The sequence below is a fragment of the Exiguobacterium sp. s80 genome (assembly GCF_018618725.1).
Taxonomy (GTDB): Bacteria; Bacillota; Bacilli; order Exiguobacteriales; family Exiguobacteriaceae; genus Exiguobacterium_A; species Exiguobacterium_A oxidotolerans.
In genome coordinates, this window is the sequence record NZ_JACSMP010000008.1 from 1 (window position 1) to 23100 (window position 23100).

The following is a 23100-nucleotide window of genomic DNA, read 5'->3' on the forward strand; positions in this document are numbered from 1 at the left end:
TTTGTGTGGTAACTCTATTCTACACGAGGCCGTTATGGGTTTTTTTTGTGTTTTCAGCTAGGTGTTGCACTTAATATTACAATTCGTCACATAAAAAACCTTGGTATTGCTCATATTTTTAATGTTTTTGAAATAATCTGAAAATATTCTATTGATTTTTCTGAATATTGTATTTATTATTAGAAACAAGTTGATCCGGTGCTTTCCTTCAACAAAAGTAAAAGGCGATGACCCCTCTTATTTTTTTCATAGGACACCGGATCGCTCTAACTATCGGGTACTCATTTTATCATCATATATATTTATTCTTGGGAGGGAACTTATCATTATGAAGAAGAAAAAAACACTCGCACTCGTTGGTGCACTAACAATCGCAGGATCAAGCTTGGCAGCTTGTTCATCAACAGATGACTCGAAAGACACATCCGGCTCGAAAGACACTGCAAAATCAGATGACAAGCAAGTCTTGAATTTAACAAGCGGATCAGACATCCCGGCACTTAGCCCGACAGTCGCGACAGACTCTGTTTCTTTCACAGTTTTAAACAACGTTCAAGAAGGTCTCTTCCGTCTTGATGAAAACCAAGAGCCAACACCAGGTGTTGCAGAAAGTGTTGACGTCTCGGAAGATGGACTTACATACACATTCAAATTACGCGATTCAAAATGGTCTGACGGCAGCGATGTCATAGCAAAAGACTTCGAATATGCTTGGAAACGTGTCCTCGATCCTGATAGCGGTTCGCAATATGCTTATATCATGTATGTCATCGATGGAGCGGAAGGCTACAACACTGGTAAAGGGAAAGCGGAAGATGTCGGTGTCAAAGCAGTGAATGACAAGACACTCGAAGTTAAGTTGACACAACCTGCAGACTACTTCAAAGCCTTGACTGGATTCGGTTCATTCATGCCGCTTAAACAGGAATTCGTTGAAGAAAAAGGAAAAGACTTCGCGAAGGATCCTGAGAACTTCCTTTACAACGGTCCATTCCAACTAACGGAATGGAAAACAGAAGTCGGTTGGTCGTACAAAAAGAACGACCAGTATTGGGATACTGACGCAGTTAAACTTGAAGAAGTTAACTACAAAGTCGTTAAAGAAGTTTCAACGGCTGTCAACTTGTATGAAAAAGGTGAAATCGATACAGTTGGTTTGACAAGCGAATTCGTCGATCAATATAAAGATGATGAAGATTTCCAAACACGTCTCGATGCATCGATGTACTATATCCAAATGAACTTCAAAAACGAATTGCTCAAAAATAAAGATATCCGTAAAGCGATCGACTCAGGATATGACAAAGAACAGATGGCGAAAGTCCTCTTAAACAACGGCTCAATCCCAGCTTACTACTATGTCCCGCAAGAATTCGCAAATGGTCCGGACGGAAAAGACTTCCGCGACGGCAACGAAGGCTTCGGTTCATTCGATGCTTCATCTGCAAAAGCATCATTTGAGAAAGGTCTAAAAGCAGAAGGCAAAGACAAAGTTAAACTCGAGCTTCTCTCATATGATGATGACAACTCGAAAAAAATCTCTGAATACCTCAAAGGGGAATGGGAGAAAAACCTTCCTGGTCTTGAAGTAACAATCAAGCAACAGCCGTTCAAAAACAAATTAGATCTTGAATCGAAAGGTGAATTCGAACTTTCATTCGCTGGTTGGGGACCTGACTACCAGGATCCAATGACATTCCTCGACATGTGGATGACTGGTGGACCGTATAACCGTGGTGGTTACTCAAGCGACAAGTACGATTCACTTATCAAATCTGCAATGAAAGACGCAAATGCCGAAACACGCTGGCAGTCACTGAAGGATGCTGAAAAAGTCTTACTCGAAGACGATCAAGCAATCTCTGTCATGTACCAACGTGGAGCTTCCCTCTTACGTAAACCTTACGTTAAAGGAATCGTCAACCACAAAGTCGGAGCGGATACTTCGTTCAAATGGACATACATCGAAGGAAAATAAGCATACAAGATCTCTAAAGGCCAGCCTCGCTTTACGCGGGTCTGGTCTTTTTTTCCATATGAGGCGAATGTACTGTTTTTTAGATATTAATTAAAAAGTGGTAACATTCTGTTTTCATTTGTATTACTTCCATTTATACTTATGCAGAAGAAACTAAATTCACTTTTTTTTACAATAATTCGCGGTAATTCTTCAGATTTAATGAAAAAGTGCCGATACATTCTATATAGAGGACTTTTGCCTCAACACTACGATTATTTAGGAAGGAGGACTCATCTTTGAAGCAACGTGTACTGACGAGTCAACAAACATTCACAGAAGAACAAATCGAGATGATTGAAGCCATCCGTGCAGTCGGCGAACTGATTCAAGACCGGCCACGCCGGACGATCTACCGCCGCTATGCCGTTATACATGATTGGCCATTACCTGAAAACATCATCCGTCAATTTGGTTCGTGGCCGGAAGCTTTATCTGCTGCAGGTTTTGAATGGCATATCGATCAGCAACCGGAAGAGCTGGAGCGGGCACCGAAATATACGAAAGATGAAATTCTAAAATCTTTCCACCGGTACGCGAAAGATGTCGGTTCGACGATTACCTTGAAGAAGTACCAAATTTGGCGGAAATCGGTCCACCATGCACCGAGCCACTATCATATCGTGAAGATGTTTGGTTCCTGGCATGATGCCTGCACAGCAGCAGGACTCGAAGCAAGCGTCACGTATTCAAAAGCAGAGCTTGCTGCATCACTTCGACAAGCAATTGAAGAAGTCGGATTCTCATTGTCTTTTGAAGCTTACCGTGAGTGGGCGAAACGAAACAACAAACCGTCTACAAAAGCATTGCTTCATCGCTATGGTTCATGGTCAGCCGCTATTCATGCGATCGAGAGTGAAATCCGTATGAGTAACCAACAAGCGCAATAATCAGTCTAGTGCATTCATTTTCTTCCTACTTTATAGTTCACACGCTAAACAGCCCAGTCGACGCCTCGACTGGGCTGTTTTATGTTTAATAGTAATGGCCGATGCTTCCGTGAAAAGATGGAAGCATCGGCCACTTGATTTGATGTAGAACGAAAACGTCTGTCAAAAAGATTGTTTTGGCTACACATATGAGTCAGCACCGTTATATTAAATTACTTTTTCTTTCCACTCTTGGTATGAAGCAACGCGGTCACGCCCCTGGAATTTAGCCCCTACGTACATCGCACGGTCTGCATTTCGAATCAGGCTCGCAAGATCGCCTAACTCTTTCAGCGTATCGATTCCGATGCTTGCGGTGATTTCTAACGAATGACCGGATACTTCGATTGGATTGGCGTGTAGCGTCTCACGGATGCGCTCTGCAACGATTCGTGCCGATTCGATGTCCGTATTCGGTAATAATACGACGAACTCTTCTCCACCGTACCGCGCAACAAGGTCTGTGATGCGTGTCGCCTGCATCAAGAGTTTAGCGACCTCGAACAATACAACATCTCCGATTTCGTGACCATGGGTATCATTGATTTGCTTAAAGTGATCCAAGTCGATCATCAATGCCGAGAACGGATACAAATCCTTTTGCTTGATTCGTCGATCGCCCCACTCTTGCAAGGCACGGTAGTTCGGTAATTTTGTCATGGCGTCTGTCCGGCTATCGGTTAAAAGATGTTGTCGTTCTTGGGCCCGTTCAACGGCCCAGGATAACACACGTAATGCACGATACAGCTCATAACCAAAATCTGTCGTGAATTCACCACTTGCTTCCGATGCTAAAAATAACGAGCAATTGATGGTTTCCGTCGCTTCCGGTTTGATGAACAAAATCGATTGTGTTTCTTCAGGAAGACAATCGTAGAGGCGAATGTCCCACTCCTGTTGCATGCCGTAAAGGAGAACTTCCTCTTTTTCAATCAATTCTTCGATGATGATTCCTTCGACGTGATCCGCTTTTAATTTCCGTCCATCTTTCAGCGAATAATAGACTGTCTTTCCTTCTCCAAAATCAAACTTTATCCAGGCGATGTCAGGTTTAACGAATTGATTGAGTTGTTTTAAGTAGCGTTCGATGATGAACTGGGAATCCCCGTCCTGCCACGCTGCTTCTTTTAGACGCTCAATCTGTTCCCAGTGTTCAATCCGGTCACTCGCATGAACCGAACTGCCGAGCGCACGTTTGATGATGAATAATGCAAATGCCGTCATGACCAACGCACTGATTCCATTGTTTTGGGCCATCAAGGTACTAAAGACTCCAAATAACAGTTCTGCCGTAATGACGACTGCTTCAAAACGTAGCAACGGGATCATGACGCTGCTTGGGATATTCTCTCCGAGTAAGAAATTCGACAATGTATATTGGAACAAGAGGACGACCCACATGATGACGACCATCGTCACGAGCGGTACGATATTCCCGATGAGTGAAAAATCCGGACCGTGTGTTCCACCGAGCGCATTGTAGGCTAAACCTGCCGGCAAAATCAATAAGAGTTCAAGCGTGACGTTGAATGGATAATTGTGCAGCATACGCCGTCGTCCGATTGCCGTATGAAAAGAACGCAATTGGTAAATCAGCATCGTCAATTGTCCGACACAAATCGCTGATAACAATCCGTATGTTAAAAAGGTATACAGGACAAAACCAAAGTGGAACGTAAAACTCATATGTCTTCGACGAACCGGGTCGACGACAAAAATCGTCGATAACGCTACTACCAAAAAGAATGTAAAGTAATCGATGCTGAGGCTGTATCCGTTCTCTCTTGCGATAAGATCAATGACAATCACGACGATAAAGAACACGACCCAGCTTCGAAGGAGATATTGTTGAAAACGACGCACGTTGAGTTCCCCTTCCTAAAAAATTTTTATTTTTTAAGTTTACTGCATTGCACCTAAGAAAATCTTCAAACGCTCTTTTTCCTAGACGGGTTTGTTACAATGTAAACAGAGGTGATGAATACATGAGTACTCAATTTACAAAGGAAGCCTTCGAAGCGTTTGAAATCGAAGGGTTAGAAAACCGGATGGAAGCGATCCGGGAACGGATACAACCTGTTTTCCGGCAAATCGGCGCTGAAGTCTCACCCGATTTGACAGTCAATCTCGCAGAGGATATGTATGTGCACATCGCACAACATGCAAGACGCAAGGTAAACCCGCCTAATGATACGTGGATGGCGTTTTCTCCAAACAAACGTGGTTATAAAAAACATCCGCATTTCCAAGTCGGACTCTTTGATGATCATTTGTTCATTTGGCTCGCTTATATCTACGAGCTTCCTAATAAACAACAATACGCGACGCAACTTCTCGAGCAACAAAATTTGTTACAGGACTTACCGGAGGACTTCGTCATTTCCTACGATCACATGAAAAAAGAAGCAGTTCGTGTGACTGATGCAAACCTTGAACAAGGATTAGTTCGTTTTCGTGATGTAAAAAAAGCTGAATTTTTAATCGGACGGCATGTTTCCGCCCAAAAAGTCAGCACAATGTCCCATGATGCATTACTTGAATTGATTCGAAATACCTACGACCATCTCGTGCCGGTCTATAAAAAGGTTAAATAAAAAGGATGGCCTATAAGGTCATCCTTTTTCTCATTAGTTATATTTTACTAGAATTGACATGACTTGTGTACGGTCAGAATTTAAATTTAGATAAATGTTGACCTTTTTCGCTGAAACGGTCATCGTGTTGAACATTGGATCAAGTTTAGCAGTTGGATACGCTTTTTTTACTTCCTTGACAGAAATCGTGCGTTTGACCATTTTCGGATCATATACGATTGCTGAAACTTTTGCTTTACTGTCTTTTACTCCGTACGTCGAACAATAATGAACGGAACGATCGGGTGTCATAAGCCCGTTACCACTTTGGCACCAGTTCGAATTTTTTTCACCTTTATATGCACTATGTACCTGTGCGAGTGTCGTTCGGTTAAGTTTAACGTTTTTGTCGAGTGACTTAGCATAATCGGCGTTCTTCTTAATATGTTGAAGCCAATTGACATCCGTTGGTTTCGTTGCTTCTGCTGATTGATTATATGAAGTGCCTGACACGACGCTGACGGCAAGAGCTGCTGTTAAGATAAGTCCTAAGATTCGTTTCATGGTGTTACCTCCTAAAAATGCTTTGTTAAATAACTCATTCCCCCATTTCTCAAAAAATACTCATCTTCCATACATTTTTTAGAAAAATATTTTAAAAAAGGCTGGTATCCGTGGGATACCAGTCCTTTGTTATTTTTTATGCATTTTAAACTCTAAGAATAATTCATTGTAATGGGCAAGCATCTTTTTCCCCAAGTTTTTGTAGACTTCGAGTGTATCCGTCACAGCTTTATCCGGATAGAACCGTTCGTCTTCCCGTACCTCTGCGTCGAGGAGTTTTAAAGCATCTTTGTTCGGTGTCGAGTAGCCGACATAATCCGTATTCTTCGCAGCGATGTCCGGGCGCAACATGAAGTTGATGAACGCATGTGCCCCTTCGACGTTTTCCGCCGTTTTTGGAATGACGACATTATCAAACCAAACGTTCGATCCTTCTGACGGGATGACGTAGTTCAAGTCTTCATTTTCACTCATGATTTCATTGGCATCACCGGACCAGACGACCCCGATTCCAGCTTCTTCGTTTGCGAGCAGTAGCTTGATTTCATCTCCAACGATCGCTTTGACGTTCGGCGTCAAGTCCATCAAGTTCGCTTTTGCTTCCTGCAGCTTATCTTCGTCCGTTTCGTTCAATGAATAACCGAGACTGTTTAGACTCATCCCCATCACTTCACGGGCTCCGTCCGCTAATAAGATTTGATTTTTAAAGGCAGGGTCCCATAAATCTTTCCAACTCGTTGGTTCTTTTCCATCAAGCAGTTTTTGATTGTAGACGATGCCGACCGTCCCCCAAAAATACGGGATCGAATACTGATTGCCCGGGTCGAACGGCAAATCAAGGAAACGATCATCGATATGCTTGAGATTCGGAATTTTCGATTGATCAATCGGGATGACGAGATCTTCTTCAATCATCTTCGCAATCGCATAATCTGAAGGAACGGCGATATCATACGTCGTCCCTCCTTGCTCAATCTTCGTCAACATCGCTTCGTTCGAGTCGAATGTCTGATAGACGACTTTAATTCCTGACTCTTCTTCAAACTGATCAATTAAGTCCGGGTCGATGTAATCCCCCCAGTTGTAAATATTCAAGACATTTCCCCCGGAATAGCCTTGTGTCGCGTTTAAGCGGTTCAAAGCAAACAGGATGACGCCCGAGATTAGAAAAATCGTTACGAACAATTGGATTAATTTTTTCAACGGTCATTTCACCTCCGGTCGTGACAACTTCGCTACAGAACGTTGGTTCAAGAAATAGTAGCCGATGACAAGTAAGAACGTAAATAAGAAGATGACGGTCGACAAGGCATTGATTTTCATCGAAATCCCTTGGCGTGCCAATGAATAGATTTCAACGGATAAGGTCGTAAACCCATTCCCCGTCACGAAAAATGTCACGGCAAAATCATCAAGTGAGTACGTCAGTGCCGTAAAGAATCCGGCAAAGATCCCCGGTGTGATGTACGGCAAGATGACTTTCGTCAGGACGTCCAAACGACTTGCCCCTAAATCACGTGCCGCATCAACGAGCGTCGGGCTCATCTCTTGCAGTTTCGGCAAGACGAGGATGACGACGATCGGGACAGAAAACGCGATGTGCGACAGTAAGACGGATGTAAAGCCAAGTTGAATCCCAAGCATCGTAAAGAAGATTAAGAACGATGCTCCGATGATGACATCCGGACTGACAATCAAAATACTATTAAGTGTCAGGAGCGACGTTTCAATCCGCTTTTTCCGAACTGCTTGAATCCCGATTGCACCGAACACACCGACAATCGTCGAGATTGCTGCTGAGAGCAAGGCGATGACGAGTGTATTCAAGACGATGATCAAGAGGCGTGAATCTTGAAAGACTTCCTTATACCAATCCCACGTGAAGGAATCAAAGTTCGTCATGTTATCTGCACTGTTGAACGAATAGAATGCGAGATAGAAGATTGGAGCATACAAGACGATGAAGACACCAATCAAATATAGGTTTGCCAGTTTAAACCGTTTCATCATGTCGTCGCTCCTTTCTTCCGTTTTGTACTCGTCAAGGCGAGAATGATGGCCATCGCGATAATCAAGAAGACGGCAATCGTCGCACCCATCCCCCAGTTTTGGGTGACAAGAAATTGTTGTTCAATTGCTGTACCGAGCGTGATGACACGGTTCCCGGCAATCAGGCGGGTAATCATGAAGAGTGATAACGCCGGGATGAAGACAAGTTGACAGCCTGACTTCACACCATCAATCGTCAACGGGAAGACGACACGACGAAATGTCGTAAAGTTCGATGCCCCTAAGTCACGTGCCGCAAAAACGAGCGACGGACTTAACTTTTCGATGGCATTAAAAATCGGCAAAATCATGAACGGGATGAAGATGTAGACCGACACGAACACGAAGCTGAAGTCCGTGAACAGGATTTGTTTGCGCCCGATGCCAATCGCTTCAAGCGTTTGGTTCGCAAGCCCATACGTACTGAACAATCCGATGAAAGCATAGGCTTTCAGCAACAGGTTGATCCAGGTCGGCAAGATGATCAAGAGCAACCAAAGTTGTTTATGCTTCGTTTTCGTCAATAAATAGGCCGTCGGATAACCGATCGCAAGCGAAAACAACGTGATTAAAAAAGCATACCAAAATGAACTGAGCGTCATCGTCAAATACGTCGAGGTAAAGAAATTCTGATAGTTGACGAACGAGAAGTTTCCATCTAAATCAAGGAACGAATAATAGATGACAAGCACGATTGGTGCGATGACGAACAAGGCAATCCAAAATGTATAGGGAATCAGGTACCAGTTACGTGTTTTTTGCATCATAACACCCCATCGTACGATTCAAGCCGTTTATCAAAGTCCTCTTCCGTCTCATTCAGACGCATGACATGAATCGCTTCCGGATCAAATGTCAGACCGATATGCTCACCGACTGTCGCTTTTTTCGTGCTATGGACGAGCCACTCATTTCCGACTTCATCGATACAGGCGATTTCATAATGGACGCCGCGGAAGAGTTGTGAATCGACCGTCACCTGTAACTTCCCTTGGGCGACATTCGTGATTTCTAAGTCTTCCGGACGGATGACGATTTCGACTGGCTCATTCAATTCAAGTCCCCGGTCGACACATTCAAATTCTTTTTCAGCGAACGAAACGAGGTAGTCGTTTAACATCCGTCCCGGAATGATGTTCGATTCACCGATGAAGTCGGCGACGAAGCGGTTGATCGGTTCATCATAAATGTCGGTCGGTGTCCCCGATTGTTGGATTGAACCATGATTTAAGACAAAAATTTCATCCGACATCGCAAGCGCTTCTTCTTGATCATGCGTGACGAAGATGAACGTAATCCCAAGACGACGCTGTAAGTCGCGCAGCTCGTATTGCATCTCCGTCCGCAACTTCAAATCGAGTGCTGACAAGGGTTCGTCCAGTAAAATCACTTCCGGTTCATTAACGATTGCCCGGGCAATCGCGACACGTTGACGTTGTCCACCCGACATCTCTGTGATTTCACGTTTTTCGTAGCCTGATAAGTTAACGAACTTCAACGCATCAAGGACACGTTGCTTAATGTCTGCTTCTTTGACCTTTTTGATTCGAAGGCCGAAGGCGATGTTCTCGAAGACGTTTAAGTGCGGGAACAAGGCATAATCCTGGAAAACCGTATTGACTTGACGTTTGTTCGCCGGAACATCGTTAATCCGTTTTCCATTGAAGATGATTTCACCCGCTGTCGCTTCCGTAAAACCGGCAATCAAGCGCAGGACTGTCGTTTTACCGCATCCGGATGGGCCGAGCAATGTGTAGAACTTCCCCCGCTCGATTTCGAAGCTGACACCGTCGAGGACGGTTTGGTCGTCAAACTGTTTTGATACTTCTTTGAATTGAATGATCGTATTCGTTGTCACTTTAGTTCCTCCTTAAAGATACGAGTCGGTTGCTGTGACGAGAAGTTTCGCCTCCGTCGCTGACTCGTTTCGTAGTTGATGGATTTCTGACGCTTTATAGTAGAACGTCTCACCTTGTTTCGCCCGGAATATTTGTCGACCGAGTGCGAGTGTCACGTTACCCTTGAGGACATAAACGAATGTTTCCGATCCGGACGGTTCATAAGCTTTAAATGAACTGTTCGCAGCAAGCGTCAACAGGACCGGCTCCATTTCTTTTTCATTCGACTCCGGAATCAACCAGGTGACGTGGTACCCTCGTTCCTCATCGGCATAACTCGTGACATCGTCTCGTGTATAAACGACTTTCTGATTCAGCGCCTCCTCATCGAAAAAGTCTCTTGCTGAGATGCCTAATACTTCAAGGAGGCTAAATAATGTCTCAATCGAGGGAGAACTGATCTCTCGCTCGATTTGCGAAATATATCCTTTACTTAAATCGGTTCTTTCCCCGAGCTCTTCTTGTGTCAATCCTTTTTGAAGACGCAGGTTTTTAATTTTATTGCCAATCGTACGCACTTTACGCCCTCCTCTCCCATACTGTTCCTGAGTTTAGTATAAGACGACTGGAAGTTTACTAATCACGTACCGATTATAGCGTACTGACTTTTTTTAGCAAGGGAAATTACTCACTTTTTTCAGGAGGGTTTGACACCGATAACGCTTACACCTACAATTAATATCAGGTACTAAAATGAGGAGGAATTCACGATGCGCATTGCTTGGATTACAGACAGTACGACGATTGTGCCAAACTCAATCGTCGACCATCAAGACTTAACGATCGTCCCGTTACTTGTCATGAAGGATGGTGAAAGTTTTATCGACGGTGTCGATGTCAATGCTGAGACTGTCTATAGCTGGATCGATGCCGGTCATAAGGTCACGACAAGCCAACCTTCGATTGGGACTTTTACGGAACACTATGAAAAACTAAAAGCAGACTATGACTTCGGATTTGCCGTTCATTTATCAAGCGAACTGAGCGGTACGTATAATGCTTCCATTCAAGGAGCAGAAATTGCCGGTTTTCGTCTGATTGCGATTGATTCCCGTTGCGGTATCTATCCAGCAGGACAATTACTTGCGGAAGCGATCCAGTTAGCAGAACAAGGAGTTGCGATTGAACAAATCGAACAGATGATTTTAAAACGACGGTTCGATCATCACATCGAATTTACCGTCGAAAACTTAAAACAGTTGCAAGCTGGCGGTCGCATTTCATCGACGAAAGCTTTCGTCGGTAATTTACTTCAATTACGCCCGCTCTTCCACTTCGAGGAGGGCAAAATCGTTCCTTACCAGACGGTTCGGACCTTCAAGAAAGCACACTCCAAAATTTATGATCATCTCGTCGAAATCCTTGAACGTGGTGACGTAACGGATATTTCACTGTTTCATGCCACAGCGTACGACTTAGCACGGGAATGGAAGGTAAAACTTGAGGCGCGCTTCGATGTCTCGATTCGTATTGACGATCTTACGCCTGTCCTCGGCTCACACACCGGGAATCCGGCGATTGGCATGTCATTCTTGAATCCGACAAGCCGACACTAATGTCTAAAACTGAAAGATTCAGGGTAAACCTTCTTTAGAGATTAAAGGAGGTTTTTCTATTGAAAAATAAATGGATTTGGTTGAACTGGCTTGGTTTCATCTTTGCTGTAACAGTTAACGCACTCGACGGTGGGAAAACCGGTCGTATTTCCGATACGATTCCGACGTTGTTCAAACCTGCCGGGTATGCGTTCTCGATTTGGGGACTCATTTATGGTGTTTTACTTGTTTGGTTGATTTTACAGACCATCCCGAAATTCAAAGAACATGAAATCGCAAAAAAAATCGGTCCTTGGTTTTTGATTAGTTGTCTCTTTAATGCCGCTTGGATCGTCACATTCGCTTACAAACTTTTCCCATTGACGCTCGTCGTCATGATTGGTCTACTCGCTTCTTTGATGGTCATCTACTCGAAGGTCGATCGCGAAACAAAAGCCCTTCGTTTTAAAGTCCCGTTCTCCCTTTACATCGGCTGGGTCTCGGTCGCGACAATCGTTAACGTCTTCATCGTCATGCAGACGCAAGGCATCACGAAGTTGCTCGGCATCGGTGACGCCGGTTGGACGATGATCATGCTTCCGGTAGGTGTCATTGTCGCACTCATCTTTATGTTTGCGAACCGCGATCCGATTTATCCGCTCGTCTTCGTTTGGGCCTATATCGCGATCAACTTTAAATCAGATGACGGTCTCGTTGATACGGTCGTCCTCGGTAGCGTCGTCGTCCTTCTTGCAGGATACGTCTTCTTACTCGTCCGGATGCGTCGGCAAATCCATGTGAGCAAGTAACGTTATTTCTGTTTGAAACACGCGTATACTGGAGATAAAGGAGTGATTGTCATGAACATCACATTTACACGTCCCGCACTTGACCGGATTGAACAATTGCGCGGTGACATTAAAGGACAGCTTCATCTTTATTACGACACAGAAGGATGCGGTTGTGGAAACTCCGGTATCTTCAGTATCCGTTTCGTCGAGTCGGCGACTGACGAAGATATGACGATTGATTCAAATGTCGGTCCCGTCCTCGTCAAACGTTGGTCGAGTCACTTTCTCGATCAAGACATGACACTCGATTATAAAGAAGAATCAAAATCACTGATTTTAAAAAGCGACGGACAATACTTCAATACGAATGTTCTTGTGACCGATCATACCGGCTGTCAGTTGACACCGAATCGGTAAGTACAAAAAAGGCAGCCTCCCTTGTGGAAGCTGCCTTTTGTAATAGTTGGACAGACAGAGGCTGCGTTGATTACAGAGTCACGGTCATCTATAAAATGTACTAGAGTTCTGTCTGCATCGTACACGAGTCGAGTAGGTTTTTCCGCCCGATTAACCTACTACCAATACGTTTTTCGTCCCCCATATTTTCGCACGCATCATGCCGGCGTGCTTATCTAGCTTACGTAACCAATCCGTGATTGGATTTAAAAAACAACATTTTTTTAGCCGACATCACGTACTGTGCGCTCAATCGTCTGCTGATCCAAGTCCTTGACGTTCATCGGACGGCTATAATAATACCCTTGTCCATAATCACAGCCGAGGCGTTTTAAAAATTCGTGTTGTTCGAGTGTTTCGACACCTTCCGCCACGACCTCAATTCCGAGACTTTTCGCTAATTGAATGATCATTTCCGTGATGGCCGTGCCCCGCTCGTCATGCGGAACCTCATCGATGAACGATTTATCAATCTTTAAGATATCGATTGGTAAGTGCTTCAAGTGGGTCAATGAAGACAACCCTGTCCCGAAGTCATCCAAAGCAATCGTCAGACTCAACTGTTTCAGTTCACCAAGCATCATCAGGGCCCGTTCCAAGTTTTCCATGACAGAGGTTTCCGTAATTTCGAGTTGAAGATGAAGCTCTCCCCCGCGTTCGAGTGAATGATGGACAATCTCTTTAATCATTGAATTATGAGACTCGGACCGGAAGTGCATCGCTGATAAGTTGACCGACACTTGACGAATGAAATGATCCTCCTTTTTCCACAACTCCATCTGGTGGACCGTCTCCTTCAGGACCCATTCCGTCAGTCTATGGATCAAACTGTACTTTTCAGCAATCGGAATGAACTCGGCCGGTGAGATGAAGCCGAGTTTCGGATGGTTCCACCGAATCAGGACCTCTGCTTGTTCGACCTTCCCTGTCGCTAACGCAATCTTCGGCTGATAGACGAGATTAAATTCTTTGTAATCGGTCATCGCCTTTCGGAGTGAACCGACAATCAACTGTTCCCGTCGATCCGAGTGAATCAATTCATCATATAAAACAAACCGATCGCGCCCTTCATTTTTTCCAGCCCGTAAGGCACTCTCCATCTGACCAATCCGCATCTCTAACGTTTCTTCCGGATTCGGCAAGATGACACCAATCGTCGCAGTTAAATGAATCTCTTGATTTTCAAGGAGCATCGGTTGACGGATTTGCTCGAGCACCTGATTAAATGAAGCCTCAAGTTGTTCCGTATCGACTTGTTTAATCAAGAAAAATTGTGTTCCGTTGTAGCGGATACAGGCTTCTTCTTCGCCGAGGATTTCTTTAATCCGATCTGCAAACTGACGAATGATCGTATCCCCTTGATCAAAACCGAATGTGTCATTAATCCATTTATAGCCGTCTAAATCAATCAACGCCATCGCCATCGTTTGTTTCGAGCGGTTGTATTGTCCATCCACCTTCATCATGTGATGGTCAAGCCAGCGCCGATTGTGCAGCCCCGTCAAATGGTCCGTATAGGCCATCATTTGAAGTGCACGTCGTTCCAAGTGGATGTAGAGTCCCGTGATCAAGATGATTAAAATAAAGATTGGAATCGCCACTTCACTCAAGATGTTCGACGTGATCGGGTCATTTGATAAAACGGTAGTGGAATCAGCCGGGATACAAAATGTCGTTCCGAGCATGCCTACGTAATGCATCGCTGATACGGCTAAGCCCATCAATGTCGCGACAGGGATTAAAATGCGTTTTTTGTCGACATGGCGCGTCATATAAAGCAATAATAGCGCCACATAGGCAACCGTCACGGCAATCAACACTGAAAGAGTGAAGATGCCGGTGTCATAACGGATATCTCCCCCAAACTGCATCGCGGCCATCCCCAGGTAATGCATCATTGTAATTCCAATCCCGATGAGTGAACCTGCAAGCACGACTTTTTTACGCGTAATCGCAGAATAATATAATAAATAAAAGGCAATCCATGCAGCCGTGATCGCGGGTACGACCGAGAGTAACATCAGGACCCAGTCATAATTGACCGCGACCGATAATTCGAATGCACCCATTCCAATAAAGTGCATGCCCCAAATCGATAACCCCATCGTCAATGATGAAAGAAGCAGTGTTCGTTTTCTTAAGGATGTCGCTTTAGCCAAGCGTCGATTGAGTTCAAGCGAGGCGTAGGATCCGACAATGGCGACGATAACCGATAGGATGACCAGTGCCTCTTCATAGTGTTTCGGTAGTATGATCCATTCATTCATTGTGTAAGTGCCTCTCTTTTTGACTGACATTCCTATTAGTATCGTCTTAATTCGTCATTTCTTTCAGTACTGTTTCGAATTTTTATCAAAATCAGGCGAGAATACGCCCAATTCTAAACAATTCGGGTGAAGCCCGAGTGAAAGTGGGAGATGAATCGCCACCTCTCTTTCGGGTATATCCGTTGTAAGGAGGTGAACATCATGTTGACACACAAGGCCTACACATTCAGAATCTACCCGGCAAAAGAACAGGAAATCCTGATTGCGAAGACGATCGGTTGTTCGCGCTTCGTCTTCAACCACTTTTTAGCGAAGTGGGATGAGACATATAAAGCGACAGGTAAAGGACTGTCCTACGGGTCTTGTTCGAAAGAACTCCCGTCGTGAAAGTCGGCAAGACCTTCGCCTCTAGTCAACTGTGTTCCAGTTGCGGACATCAACACAAAGACGTGAAACATCTTGGCTTGCGTGAATGGACATGCCCGAGTTGCGGCATCCACCACGACCGTGATGTGAACGCAGGACTGAACCTCAAACAAGAAGCTGAACGCCTCTTAGCTTCTTCAACCGTCGGGACGACGGGGTTAGCCTGATCAATTTTCGACCGTGAGGTCGGATCACTCAGGAATTCTCCACCTCTAAGCGAAGCGTAGGTGGAGGTAGTTCAAACAGTTTGATGTGTTTTTCGACTATTTTGTACGAAATATACAAAAAAGAGACCCACATTTGTGGATCTCTCGACATTTCTTCTCTTATAGTGTAGCGGATGCAATGACTGCTCCGGTTGGTTGTTCTAAATCTGGTTCAGGTTCGACCGTAATTGCGACGGCATCAATCTTGCCACTGCCTTTGAGTGCAAAGACTGCTGCTGCTTGACCATCTTGTTCGATGACTCCGTTCGCCTGTACTTGATCGCCTTGAATCGTCCACATCTGATACAACTCGCCTTCTTTAAGCGGTGGCAAGTCTTTCAATTGAACGAGCATGTATTCTTTATCGTCTTTCGTAAAGATCATGCTCGATCCTTGAATCGAAGCCGTACTCTCGAAGTTTCCCATGCCGTTCACTTCATCCAGCGCTAACGCTTCTGTTTGTTCTGGTTCATCTTGCGCTAAGAAATAGGCGTTCGCTCCAAGCGATAATAAGAGAACCGCTGCAATGCTCATTAACCAACCGAGTGGGACTTTTCGTCTCGTTTGCTTTTTCGCACGTTTTGTCTCGAGTTCCGAGGCATGTTCCGGTGTCGGCTGTGTTGTTTTCACAATGTTAGGCGCTTCTTGATCCGTCTCGTTTGACGAAGCAAGGACTTCTCCTAAGATTCTTGATTTCATCCCAGCCGGTACCGGTCGTTCTGGAAGTGATTCCGCGATGGGAAGCATCAATTCTTCCATTTCTTGTAGCGCCTGCTTGCAGTCGTCACAAGTCGCAAGATGTGCTTCGAACGCGTCTCGATCGGCTGCAGATAACGTTCCATTAAAGTAATCAATTAAATCATGACAACGTTCTTCCATCAACGTTCCCTCCCTTCCAATAATTTTCGTAACGCTTGAATCGCACTCCTTATCCTCGTCTTCACCGTTCCGAGGGGCAATTCGAGCTGATCTGAGATTTGTTGTTGCGTTAACCCTTTAAAATAGACAAGCTCAATTAATTCTTGTTGCTCCGGTTTCAATGCTTGGACCGCTTCACGTACTTCAGAAGCGGTTTCCCGTTCGACGACCGTTCGTTCGACCGGTTCATCAAACCCACCGTCTCGTTCTTCAATTTCAATTGTCGGTTGTCGCTTTTCACGCCGTAAACAATCAAGCGCAGCATTTCGGGTAATCGTCAACACCCACGAAGAAAACTTTCCTTTCTCCGTATTGAAGTCAACACGTCCATTCCATATCTTCATCCAGACTTCTTGAATAACTTCTTCAGATAATCGATCGTTGTTCGTAAAGCGATGTGCGAATGAAAACAACAGCCTCTCGTATTTATCATATAACGTTTCAAGAGCCTGTTCATCTCCTCCACGCATCTGATGATAAAGCGATTCATCGGATTGAGTATGCATCCTTCTCCCCCTTGTGATTAGTCAGCCTTATCATATAGTATACGCAAGCTGACGCAAAATCGTTTTAGTTTTCTTTCGTTATTTTGATTATTTTTCTCCACCACATCCATATTCCCTGTTCTATCAAAAAATATAGCTGAAAAATCGATTGAATTGACAGAAATACCATGATGGGCATAGCATGAAGGTATCGAGAATACGTGTTGCACCTTAGAATGGAGGAAAATGAATGGATTACGATCAAAAGATGAAAAATCGGGTCAGTCGGATTGAAGGACAACTGCGCGGTATTTTACGGATGATGGAAGAAGGTCAAGATTGTCGTGACGTCATCACTCAGTTATCCGCTGCACGGTCAGCAATGGACCGGACGATCGGTGTCGTCGTTAGCTCAAACTTGATTGAATGTGTCAAAGAGGCTGAAGCCAGTGGTGAGGGACAAACAGAAGACTTAGTTAAGGAAGCTGTCAGTCTTCTTGTCAAAAGCCGTTAATTTAAAGGATGGTCTTCATTTCGGTAAACTTCCGAGCTGAAGACCTTTTTTTAATAGAATCGATTGAATTTTCGAGCGGACGTTTTAGATTAAAGTAAAACAGGTACATTTACTGTGGATACTATGATTCATTTTAGATCACGACACAAACGACTCATATCGCTCTCTTCATTAAGATAGCAATGGTAATTTGTCTTTACTTGATTGATTCAAGCAAGACCATACGTAGGAGGAACATATATGACAGTCTCACTTTTTATTGATGTAGCATGTAAAACAGGCGAATCGCCTGTCTATGACGCCAAAACGAAACGCTTTTATTTCGTTGACATTCCAAACAAGCTGTTCTTTTCATATGATTTGACGACTGAGGCCTTGAAGCCGTTCCAGGTACCGAGCGCGATCACTTCAATCGCTTTAACTGATGCCCCTGATTTTCTCCGGGTGACTTCAGAACATGGTTTCGGAACATTCGATCTGAAAGAAGGTCATCTCTCACTCGAAACGAAGTTGACGATGCCCGACTCGGACCGGATGAACGACGGTAAACTCGATCCATCTGCGCAGTATGTAGCCGGTAGCATCAATGAAGAGGACGGGGAAACGGCCAGTCTCTACCGTTTGCGTCACGATGGCTCGATTGATGTCTTGCTCGAAAGCCTCACGAACTCAAATGGTCTCGTCTGGTCAGAGGACGGAACGACGCTGTACCATATCGACACACCGACTAAAAAAGTCTACGCCTTTGACTACGCACCTGATCAGCCCTTGACGAATCGCCGCGTAGCAATCGATTTAGAAGAAGAAGATGGTTTTCCGGACGGCATGACGAAAGACCGGGATGGACATGTTTTCATCGCGCATTATGCCGGTTCTTGCATCACACGTTGGAATCTTGAAACGGGTGAGAAGCTCGCACACATCGAGTTCCCGGTTGCAAATCCGACGTGCCCAATCGCTTATGAAGATCGTCTGCTCGTCACGACAGCGGCAGATGGAGACGATTCTGCGCATGCTGGTGCCGTCTTCGAAGTCACGTATTAATTTTTGTTTACTCCTCGGTCCAGTCGAGGAGTTTTTTTGTAGACGTCTGTACTAAAACAGGTGATACTAAAGTATCGACGATTATTTTAACGAGGGAGTGAAACGCTATGCGGATCTCAACGATTGAACGACTCCATCAATTACAGACGACACCATCTTTTTTCCCGGTCAACTGTTACCTTTTTGAAGAAGCCGACAGCCTGACCTTGATTGATACCGGGATTTCACTGAACGCCAAAGCAATCCATCGCGTCATCAAGTCCCATCACAAACCGTTACGTTCCATCATCTTGACGCATGCCCACGCTGATCATGTCGGTTCACTCGACTTCTTAGCGAATGCCTTTCCACTCGCCGAAGTGGCAATCAGTTACCGCGACGCAGCGCTTCTTAGCGGTGACGAATCGCTTCGTGAAGGAGAGACGACACCCTTAAAAGGGGGCATCCCGAAAAACATCAAGACACGACCAGACCGTCTGCTTGAAAGCGGCCAACAAGTCGGAAGCCTGAGCGTCATTACGTCTCCTGGGCACACCCCGGGCTCGATTTCCTTATGGCATGAAGGCAGTCGGACGTTGATTGCCGGAGATGCCTTCCAAACACAAGGCGGAATCGCTGTTTCCGGCGATACGCGCTGGCAGTTCCCGTTCCCTGCTCTCGCGACTTGGGATAAAGACGTCGCCTTGAAGTCCGCCCATCAATTGACGGAACTGACGCCCGACATCCTTGCGACTGGACATGGTCCTCTCGTTCTCGCACCGAGCTATGAAATGCGTGAAGCTGTCGATCGGTTTGAACAATTGTTAAAACGCTGATCCCACAACAATCTACCGAACCCTTTACCTTGCTTAAAAAGCAGGAAGTGCGGGAGGTAAAAGCGTAAGTATAGACAATTCATGCAGCCGATTTAGAGCGCAATCCGTCTTGAATCGCATTAAACCGAAAAAAGCAATCGTTCGCGCCCCTGTCGCTTTGAAGACGAGACGAGGAACTGATCGCATCTAGACATAGCGTATTCACTTCTCGCACACGTTTTTCTACACGCTCAAAGGGTCTGACTCAAAAGCGGGAACCACTCTCGATTAAAAGGAATCAGGACTTTTTCCATACGTATCTCAGTCAAACACTCAACTATCTGAAACAATAAACATTTGTATAGATATGGCCGATGATCCCGTCAAAAGTGGGTCATCGGCCATTTACTTAATGGAGGACGGGAACGTTCATCCTCGACCCCTGTGGGAAAAGGTAGCGCGATTCGCGGTGAGGATAACAAAACCGTCCGTCACTCTGATTGATGTTGGAGCGACTCTTGAGTCAGCTCCTTCTTTTTTCATCAGCCCGTTCGAAATCAGCGGGACCTAACTCTTGTCATGACCCTCGATCAGAATGTTCCTCAAAACCACGGCACTTTTTCTAGCGTGTCACTTTCTTGTATTTTCCTAAGATGAAACCCTTCACTATTTCACCGACTCGTTTGGTACAGACGCGCCTCATAGGGCTGTAAGATCTCACTTGCACTCTCTTCATAGTTCGAGAGAAGTAACTGTTCATTCGGTAAGGCGAATGTCGTTTCGACCTGTTCATCATGGACGTTCAAGACGATTCGCCACGTCACCCCTGCGAATTCCCGTTCATATACGTAAAGATAAGGATCCTGAATCGCCAAATCACGATACACGCCATACACCATGACAGGATGTTCTTTTCGTAATTGAATCAACTCCCGGTAAAACGCGAGAACCGATTGCGGATCCTGTTCAGCTGCCTGCACGTTGATTGTTTTATAGTTCGGATTGACCGTCATCCATGGTGCCCCTGTCGTAAATCCGCCTGCCCGGCTATCATCCCATTGCATCGGTGTCCGCGAATTATCCCGCGCCCGTAGCTGCATCGATGACAAGACAGCGCCACTCGGCTCTCCCGCTGCGACGCGCTCCTCGTAACGATTACGGAAGGCGACGTCTTGGTACAGAGAAGCATCCGAGAAACGAATACCCGTCATCCCGATTTCTTCTCCTTGATAGACATACGGGATACCCGGTAACGTGTGTAACATCAAGCCGAGTAACTTGGCGCTCTCGACACGATAGCGCTCGCTACCGAAGCGCGTGACTTGTCTTGTATGATCGTGATTATTCAAAAATTGTGAAGTGACGCCTTTCGGGTACAGCGCATCATACCACCGTTTTTGAATCTGTTTATACCGCAACAGGTCCATTTCTTCCATGTCATCGGCGACTTCGAAATGAAACAACGTCTGTAACTCCTGACGTTCTTCGCTGACATATAACAGCCCGTCTTCGGGACCGACAAACGGAATCTCCCCGACCGTAAACAAGTCTTTCCCCGCAAGAACTTCCTGATGCATCTCCTGTAAAAATTCATGGACTCCCGGTTGATTGCCTAAGTAGGACAAGTCAAACGGATCCTCCACATCGTCAAACGCCGCTCGTTTTTTAATCAAGTTAATGACATCCATCCGGAAACCATCGATACCTCGGTCAATCCACCATCGCATCATCGTGTAGACAGCTTGACGGACGGCAGGCTGTTCCCAGTTCAAATCAGGTTGTTCTGACGCAAACGAATGAAAATAGTACTGTTGCCGTCCTTCATCCCACGTCCATGGACTCGGCGCAAAATACGACCGCCAATTGTTTGGTGGTGTTCCTTTTTCCCCGTCATGCCAAATGTACCAATCTGACTTATCATTCGTTTGATCACGGCGCGACTCCTCAAACCAGTGATGTTGATTACTTGTGTGATTGACGACAAGATCGAGAATGATTTTTAAGCCGCGCGCATGCGCCGATTCAATCAGCTGGTCCAAATCTGCCATCGTGCCGGCTTTCTCCATGATGCCGTAATAGTCAGCGATGTCGTAACCGTTGTCGATATCAGGTGATGTATAACAGGGGTTAAGCCAAATGACACCCACCCCGAGTGAGGCGATGTAGTCGAGCTTTTCGATCACGCCCCGCAAGTCCCCCATCCCGTCTCCATTCGAGTCGTTAAAACTCCGCCAGTACACTTGATAAACGACGGCTTCTTTCCACCAGGTCCGATTCATCTTTTCCATCTCCCGTCTAGTAGTCAATCGATTACTTGTCTAGTGTATCAAGAACATCGTCTGAAATTGGAATGTTCTTCTAATTTTTAAGGGATTTTAAAAAACCTCTTTCATTTTGACTGAAAATTCGCTATTCTTGACGACAATACCCGAAGGAGGAACAGAGATGAAACATTTCGCCCCATCGATCGCCATCGATCGCTTGCCCGATCCCGTCTTCGCAGAACTTGCCCAACGGATCGGTTCCGTCAAAGCCGCAGGACACGACGTCATCACGCTTGGTCAAGGAACGCCGGACCAAACGACACCCGTACATATTCTCGATGCTTTAAAACAAGCCATCGATGATGCAAGTAATCTCCAGTACCCCCCGTTTCGCGGACATGATTTCTTAAAGCAGGCCGTCGCTAATTTTTATGAATCAGAATTTGGCGTGTCGATTGATCCGGCGACAGAAGTCGCGATTTTACTCGGAAGCAAGGCCGGCATCGTCGCCCTTCCGCAGACGATCGTCAATCCCGGTGAAGGAGTCATCGTCCCGGATCCCGGTTACCCGGATTACTTGTCGGGCGCAGCACTTGCCGGTGCGTATCCAATCACGCTTCCGCTTCTCGCTGAAAATAGCTTTTTGCCTGACTATGACCTCCTCGATTCGCTCGACGTCGAACGGGCCCGGATGTTGTTCCTCAACTACCCGAGTAATCCGACCGGTGCGACGGCGACAGCGAAAGCCTTTGAACAGACGGTCGCATTCGCTGATGAAAACGACATTTGTGTCGTCCACGATTTAGCGTACGGCGGGATCAGCTTCGATGGTCCGACACGTAGTTTCCTCCAGACGGAAGGGGCAAAAGACGTCGGAATCGAACTGTTTTCGCTCTCAAAACGATTCAACATGTCCGGCTTTCGGATCGCCTTTGCGATCGGTAATCCATCCGTCATCGCGAGCATCGAAACATACCAGGAACACCTTTACGTCAGTGCCTTCACACCGATCCAGCATGCAGCGACGGTCGCACTTTCAAGCGATCAGACATGTGTCCGTGAACTGAGCGCCTTGTATGAGACGCGACGCGATGCGTTGTTCGGTGCATTAAACGAAATCGGCTGGGCAGGACCGGTTCCGGGTGGTTCGTTCTTCGTCTGGCTCCCTGTTCCGTCCGGCTTCACGTCACAAAGCTTCACCGATCACCTGCTCGACGAAGCGCACGTCGCCGTGACACCGGGTCATTTCTTTGGTACATACGGTGAAGGTTACGTCCGGATCAGTCTGATTGCCGATGTCGACCGACTCGTCGAGGCTGTCAAACGAATCGGGACCCTTCAGCTCTTCCAAACCGCCGTTGCCGAATAAT

General features: G+C 45.7%; 21 protein-coding genes and 2 pseudogenes. 12 read left to right on the forward strand and 11 right to left on the reverse strand.

All coding sequences use genetic code 11. The features are described 5' to 3' along the window. Window positions 1–328 precede the first annotated feature (328 nt). Window positions 329–1978, forward strand: a complete 1650-nt coding sequence (locus KNP94_RS12680; protein WP_215115752.1) for a peptide ABC transporter substrate-binding protein — start codon at window positions 329–331, stop codon at window positions 1976–1978. Between the two features lie 278 nt (window positions 1979–2256). Beyond that, a complete protein-coding gene (locus KNP94_RS12685) occupies window positions 2257–2907 on the forward strand; it encodes a homing endonuclease associated repeat-containing protein (protein ID WP_215115753.1) in 651 nt (216 codons plus the stop codon). A 207-nt stretch (window positions 2908–3114) separates the two neighbouring features. Here KNP94_RS12685 and KNP94_RS16160 read toward each other — a convergent pair whose 3' ends face one another. Beyond that, window positions 3115–4809, reverse strand: a complete 1695-nt coding sequence (locus KNP94_RS16160) for a GGDEF domain-containing protein (RefSeq protein WP_215115754.1) — start codon at window positions 4807–4809, stop codon at window positions 3115–3117. Between the two features lie 122 nt (window positions 4810–4931). Here KNP94_RS16160 and KNP94_RS12695 point away from each other — a divergent pair, with 122 nt between their 5' ends. Continuing rightward, window positions 4932–5540, forward strand: a complete 609-nt coding sequence (locus tag KNP94_RS12695) for a YktB family protein (RefSeq protein WP_029331532.1) — start codon at window positions 4932–4934, stop codon at window positions 5538–5540. Window positions 5541–5573: 33 nt separating this feature from the next. Here KNP94_RS12695 and KNP94_RS12700 read toward each other — a convergent pair whose 3' ends face one another. The 6 genes from KNP94_RS12700 to KNP94_RS12725 all read right to left on the reverse strand — a co-directional run bounded on the left by KNP94_RS12700 (window position 5574) and on the right by KNP94_RS12725 (window position 10548). Beyond that, on the reverse strand, window positions 5574–6083 hold the full coding sequence (locus tag KNP94_RS12700) for a hypothetical protein (RefSeq protein WP_215115755.1): 510 nt from the start codon (window positions 6081–6083) through the stop codon (window positions 5574–5576). Window positions 6084–6212: 129 nt separating this feature from the next. Next, entirely contained in the window at window positions 6213–7274 is a 1062-nt protein-coding gene (locus KNP94_RS12705; protein ID WP_371816049.1) for an ABC transporter substrate-binding protein, read from the reverse strand. Window positions 7275–7289: 15 nt separating this feature from the next. Further along, entirely contained in the window at window positions 7290–8093 is an 804-nt protein-coding gene (locus KNP94_RS12710) for an ABC transporter permease (protein ID WP_088837844.1), read from the reverse strand. Then, window positions 8090–8899, reverse strand: a complete 810-nt coding sequence (locus KNP94_RS12715) for an ABC transporter permease (RefSeq protein ID WP_204251404.1) — start codon at window positions 8897–8899, stop codon at window positions 8090–8092. The genes KNP94_RS12710 and KNP94_RS12715 overlap by 4 nt, the downstream gene beginning before the upstream one ends. Continuing rightward, window positions 8896–9990, reverse strand: a complete 1095-nt coding sequence (locus KNP94_RS12720; protein ID WP_088837846.1) for an ABC transporter ATP-binding protein — start codon at window positions 9988–9990, stop codon at window positions 8896–8898. The genes KNP94_RS12715 and KNP94_RS12720 overlap by 4 nt, the downstream gene beginning before the upstream one ends. A 12-nt stretch (window positions 9991–10002) precedes the next feature. Continuing rightward, window positions 10003–10548: a helix-turn-helix domain-containing protein gene (locus tag KNP94_RS12725; RefSeq protein WP_088837847.1), complete on the reverse strand. Its 546-nt coding sequence runs from the start codon at window positions 10546–10548 to the stop codon at window positions 10003–10005. 192 nt (window positions 10549–10740) lie between these two features. Between KNP94_RS12725 and KNP94_RS12730 the strand changes: the two genes are divergently transcribed. The 3 genes from KNP94_RS12730 to KNP94_RS12740 are packed head-to-tail and all read left to right on the forward strand — an operon-like array spanning window position 10741 to window position 12773. Beyond that, window positions 10741–11586 (forward strand): DegV family protein, encoded by an 846-nt coding sequence (locus tag KNP94_RS12730; RefSeq protein ID WP_214807155.1) that lies wholly within the window; start codon window positions 10741–10743, stop codon window positions 11584–11586. 59 nt (window positions 11587–11645) lie between these two features. Next, window positions 11646–12374: a tryptophan-rich sensory protein gene (locus tag KNP94_RS12735; RefSeq protein WP_214767096.1), complete on the forward strand. Its 729-nt coding sequence runs from the start codon at window positions 11646–11648 to the stop codon at window positions 12372–12374. A gap of 51 nt (window positions 12375–12425) precedes the next feature. Beyond that, window positions 12426–12773 carry an iron-sulfur cluster biosynthesis family protein gene (locus KNP94_RS12740; RefSeq protein WP_088837850.1) on the forward strand — a complete coding sequence of 116 codons (348 nt, stop codon included), beginning with the start codon at window positions 12426–12428 and terminating at the stop codon, window positions 12771–12773. Between the two features lie 263 nt (window positions 12774–13036). On the opposite strand, the gene KNP94_RS12745 is transcribed toward KNP94_RS12740, so the two are convergent. Next, window positions 13037–15079: a putative bifunctional diguanylate cyclase/phosphodiesterase gene (locus KNP94_RS12745; protein WP_214768905.1), complete on the reverse strand. Its 2043-nt coding sequence runs from the start codon at window positions 15077–15079 to the stop codon at window positions 13037–13039. A 201-nt stretch (window positions 15080–15280) separates the two neighbouring features. On the opposite strand from KNP94_RS12745, the pseudogene KNP94_RS15970 reads away from it, so the two are divergent. Together KNP94_RS15970 and KNP94_RS15975 are read left to right on the forward strand one after the other, a co-directional pair. Then, window positions 15281–15457: pseudogene (locus KNP94_RS15970) on the forward strand (helix-turn-helix domain-containing protein); the annotation flags it as partial. Between the two features lie 2 nt (window positions 15458–15459). Next, a pseudogene (locus KNP94_RS15975) lies at window positions 15460–15672 on the forward strand (zinc ribbon domain-containing protein); the annotation flags it as partial. A gap of 159 nt (window positions 15673–15831) precedes the next feature. On the opposite strand, the gene KNP94_RS12755 reads toward KNP94_RS15975, so the two are convergent. Then, window positions 15832–16590, reverse strand: coding sequence for an anti-sigma factor (locus tag KNP94_RS12755; RefSeq protein ID WP_214767092.1), 759 nt, complete (start codon window positions 16588–16590; stop codon window positions 15832–15834). Then, window positions 16590–17135, reverse strand: a complete 546-nt coding sequence (locus tag KNP94_RS12760) for an RNA polymerase sigma factor (RefSeq protein ID WP_088837853.1) — start codon at window positions 17133–17135, stop codon at window positions 16590–16592. Before KNP94_RS12760 ends, KNP94_RS12755 begins: the two co-directional genes overlap by 1 nt. 229 nt (window positions 17136–17364) lie before the next feature. Here KNP94_RS12760 and KNP94_RS12765 point away from each other — a divergent pair, with 229 nt between their 5' ends. The 3 genes from KNP94_RS12765 (at window position 17365) to KNP94_RS12775 (ending at window position 19487) form a co-directional block, all read left to right on the forward strand. Continuing rightward, on the forward strand, window positions 17365–17628 hold the full coding sequence (locus KNP94_RS12765; RefSeq protein ID WP_088837854.1) for a metal-sensitive transcriptional regulator: 264 nt from the start codon (window positions 17365–17367) through the stop codon (window positions 17626–17628). A 240-nt stretch (window positions 17629–17868) separates the two neighbouring features. Beyond that, on the forward strand, window positions 17869–18672 hold the full coding sequence (locus KNP94_RS12770) for an SMP-30/gluconolactonase/LRE family protein (RefSeq protein ID WP_214768907.1): 804 nt from the start codon (window positions 17869–17871) through the stop codon (window positions 18670–18672). A 107-nt stretch (window positions 18673–18779) separates the two neighbouring features. Further along, window positions 18780–19487, forward strand: coding sequence for an MBL fold metallo-hydrolase (locus KNP94_RS12775; RefSeq protein ID WP_088837856.1), 708 nt, complete (start codon window positions 18780–18782; stop codon window positions 19485–19487). A 650-nt stretch (window positions 19488–20137) separates the two neighbouring features. On the opposite strand, the gene KNP94_RS12780 is transcribed toward KNP94_RS12775, so the two are convergent. Next, a complete protein-coding gene (locus KNP94_RS12780; protein ID WP_214768909.1) occupies window positions 20138–21745 on the reverse strand; it encodes an alpha-glucosidase in 1608 nt (535 codons plus the stop codon). Between the two features lie 166 nt (window positions 21746–21911). Between KNP94_RS12780 and KNP94_RS12785 the strand changes: the two genes are divergently transcribed. Then, window positions 21912–23099, forward strand: coding sequence for an aminotransferase class I/II-fold pyridoxal phosphate-dependent enzyme (locus KNP94_RS12785; protein ID WP_214768912.1), 1188 nt, complete (start codon window positions 21912–21914; stop codon window positions 23097–23099). Window position 23100 lies beyond the last annotated feature (1 nt).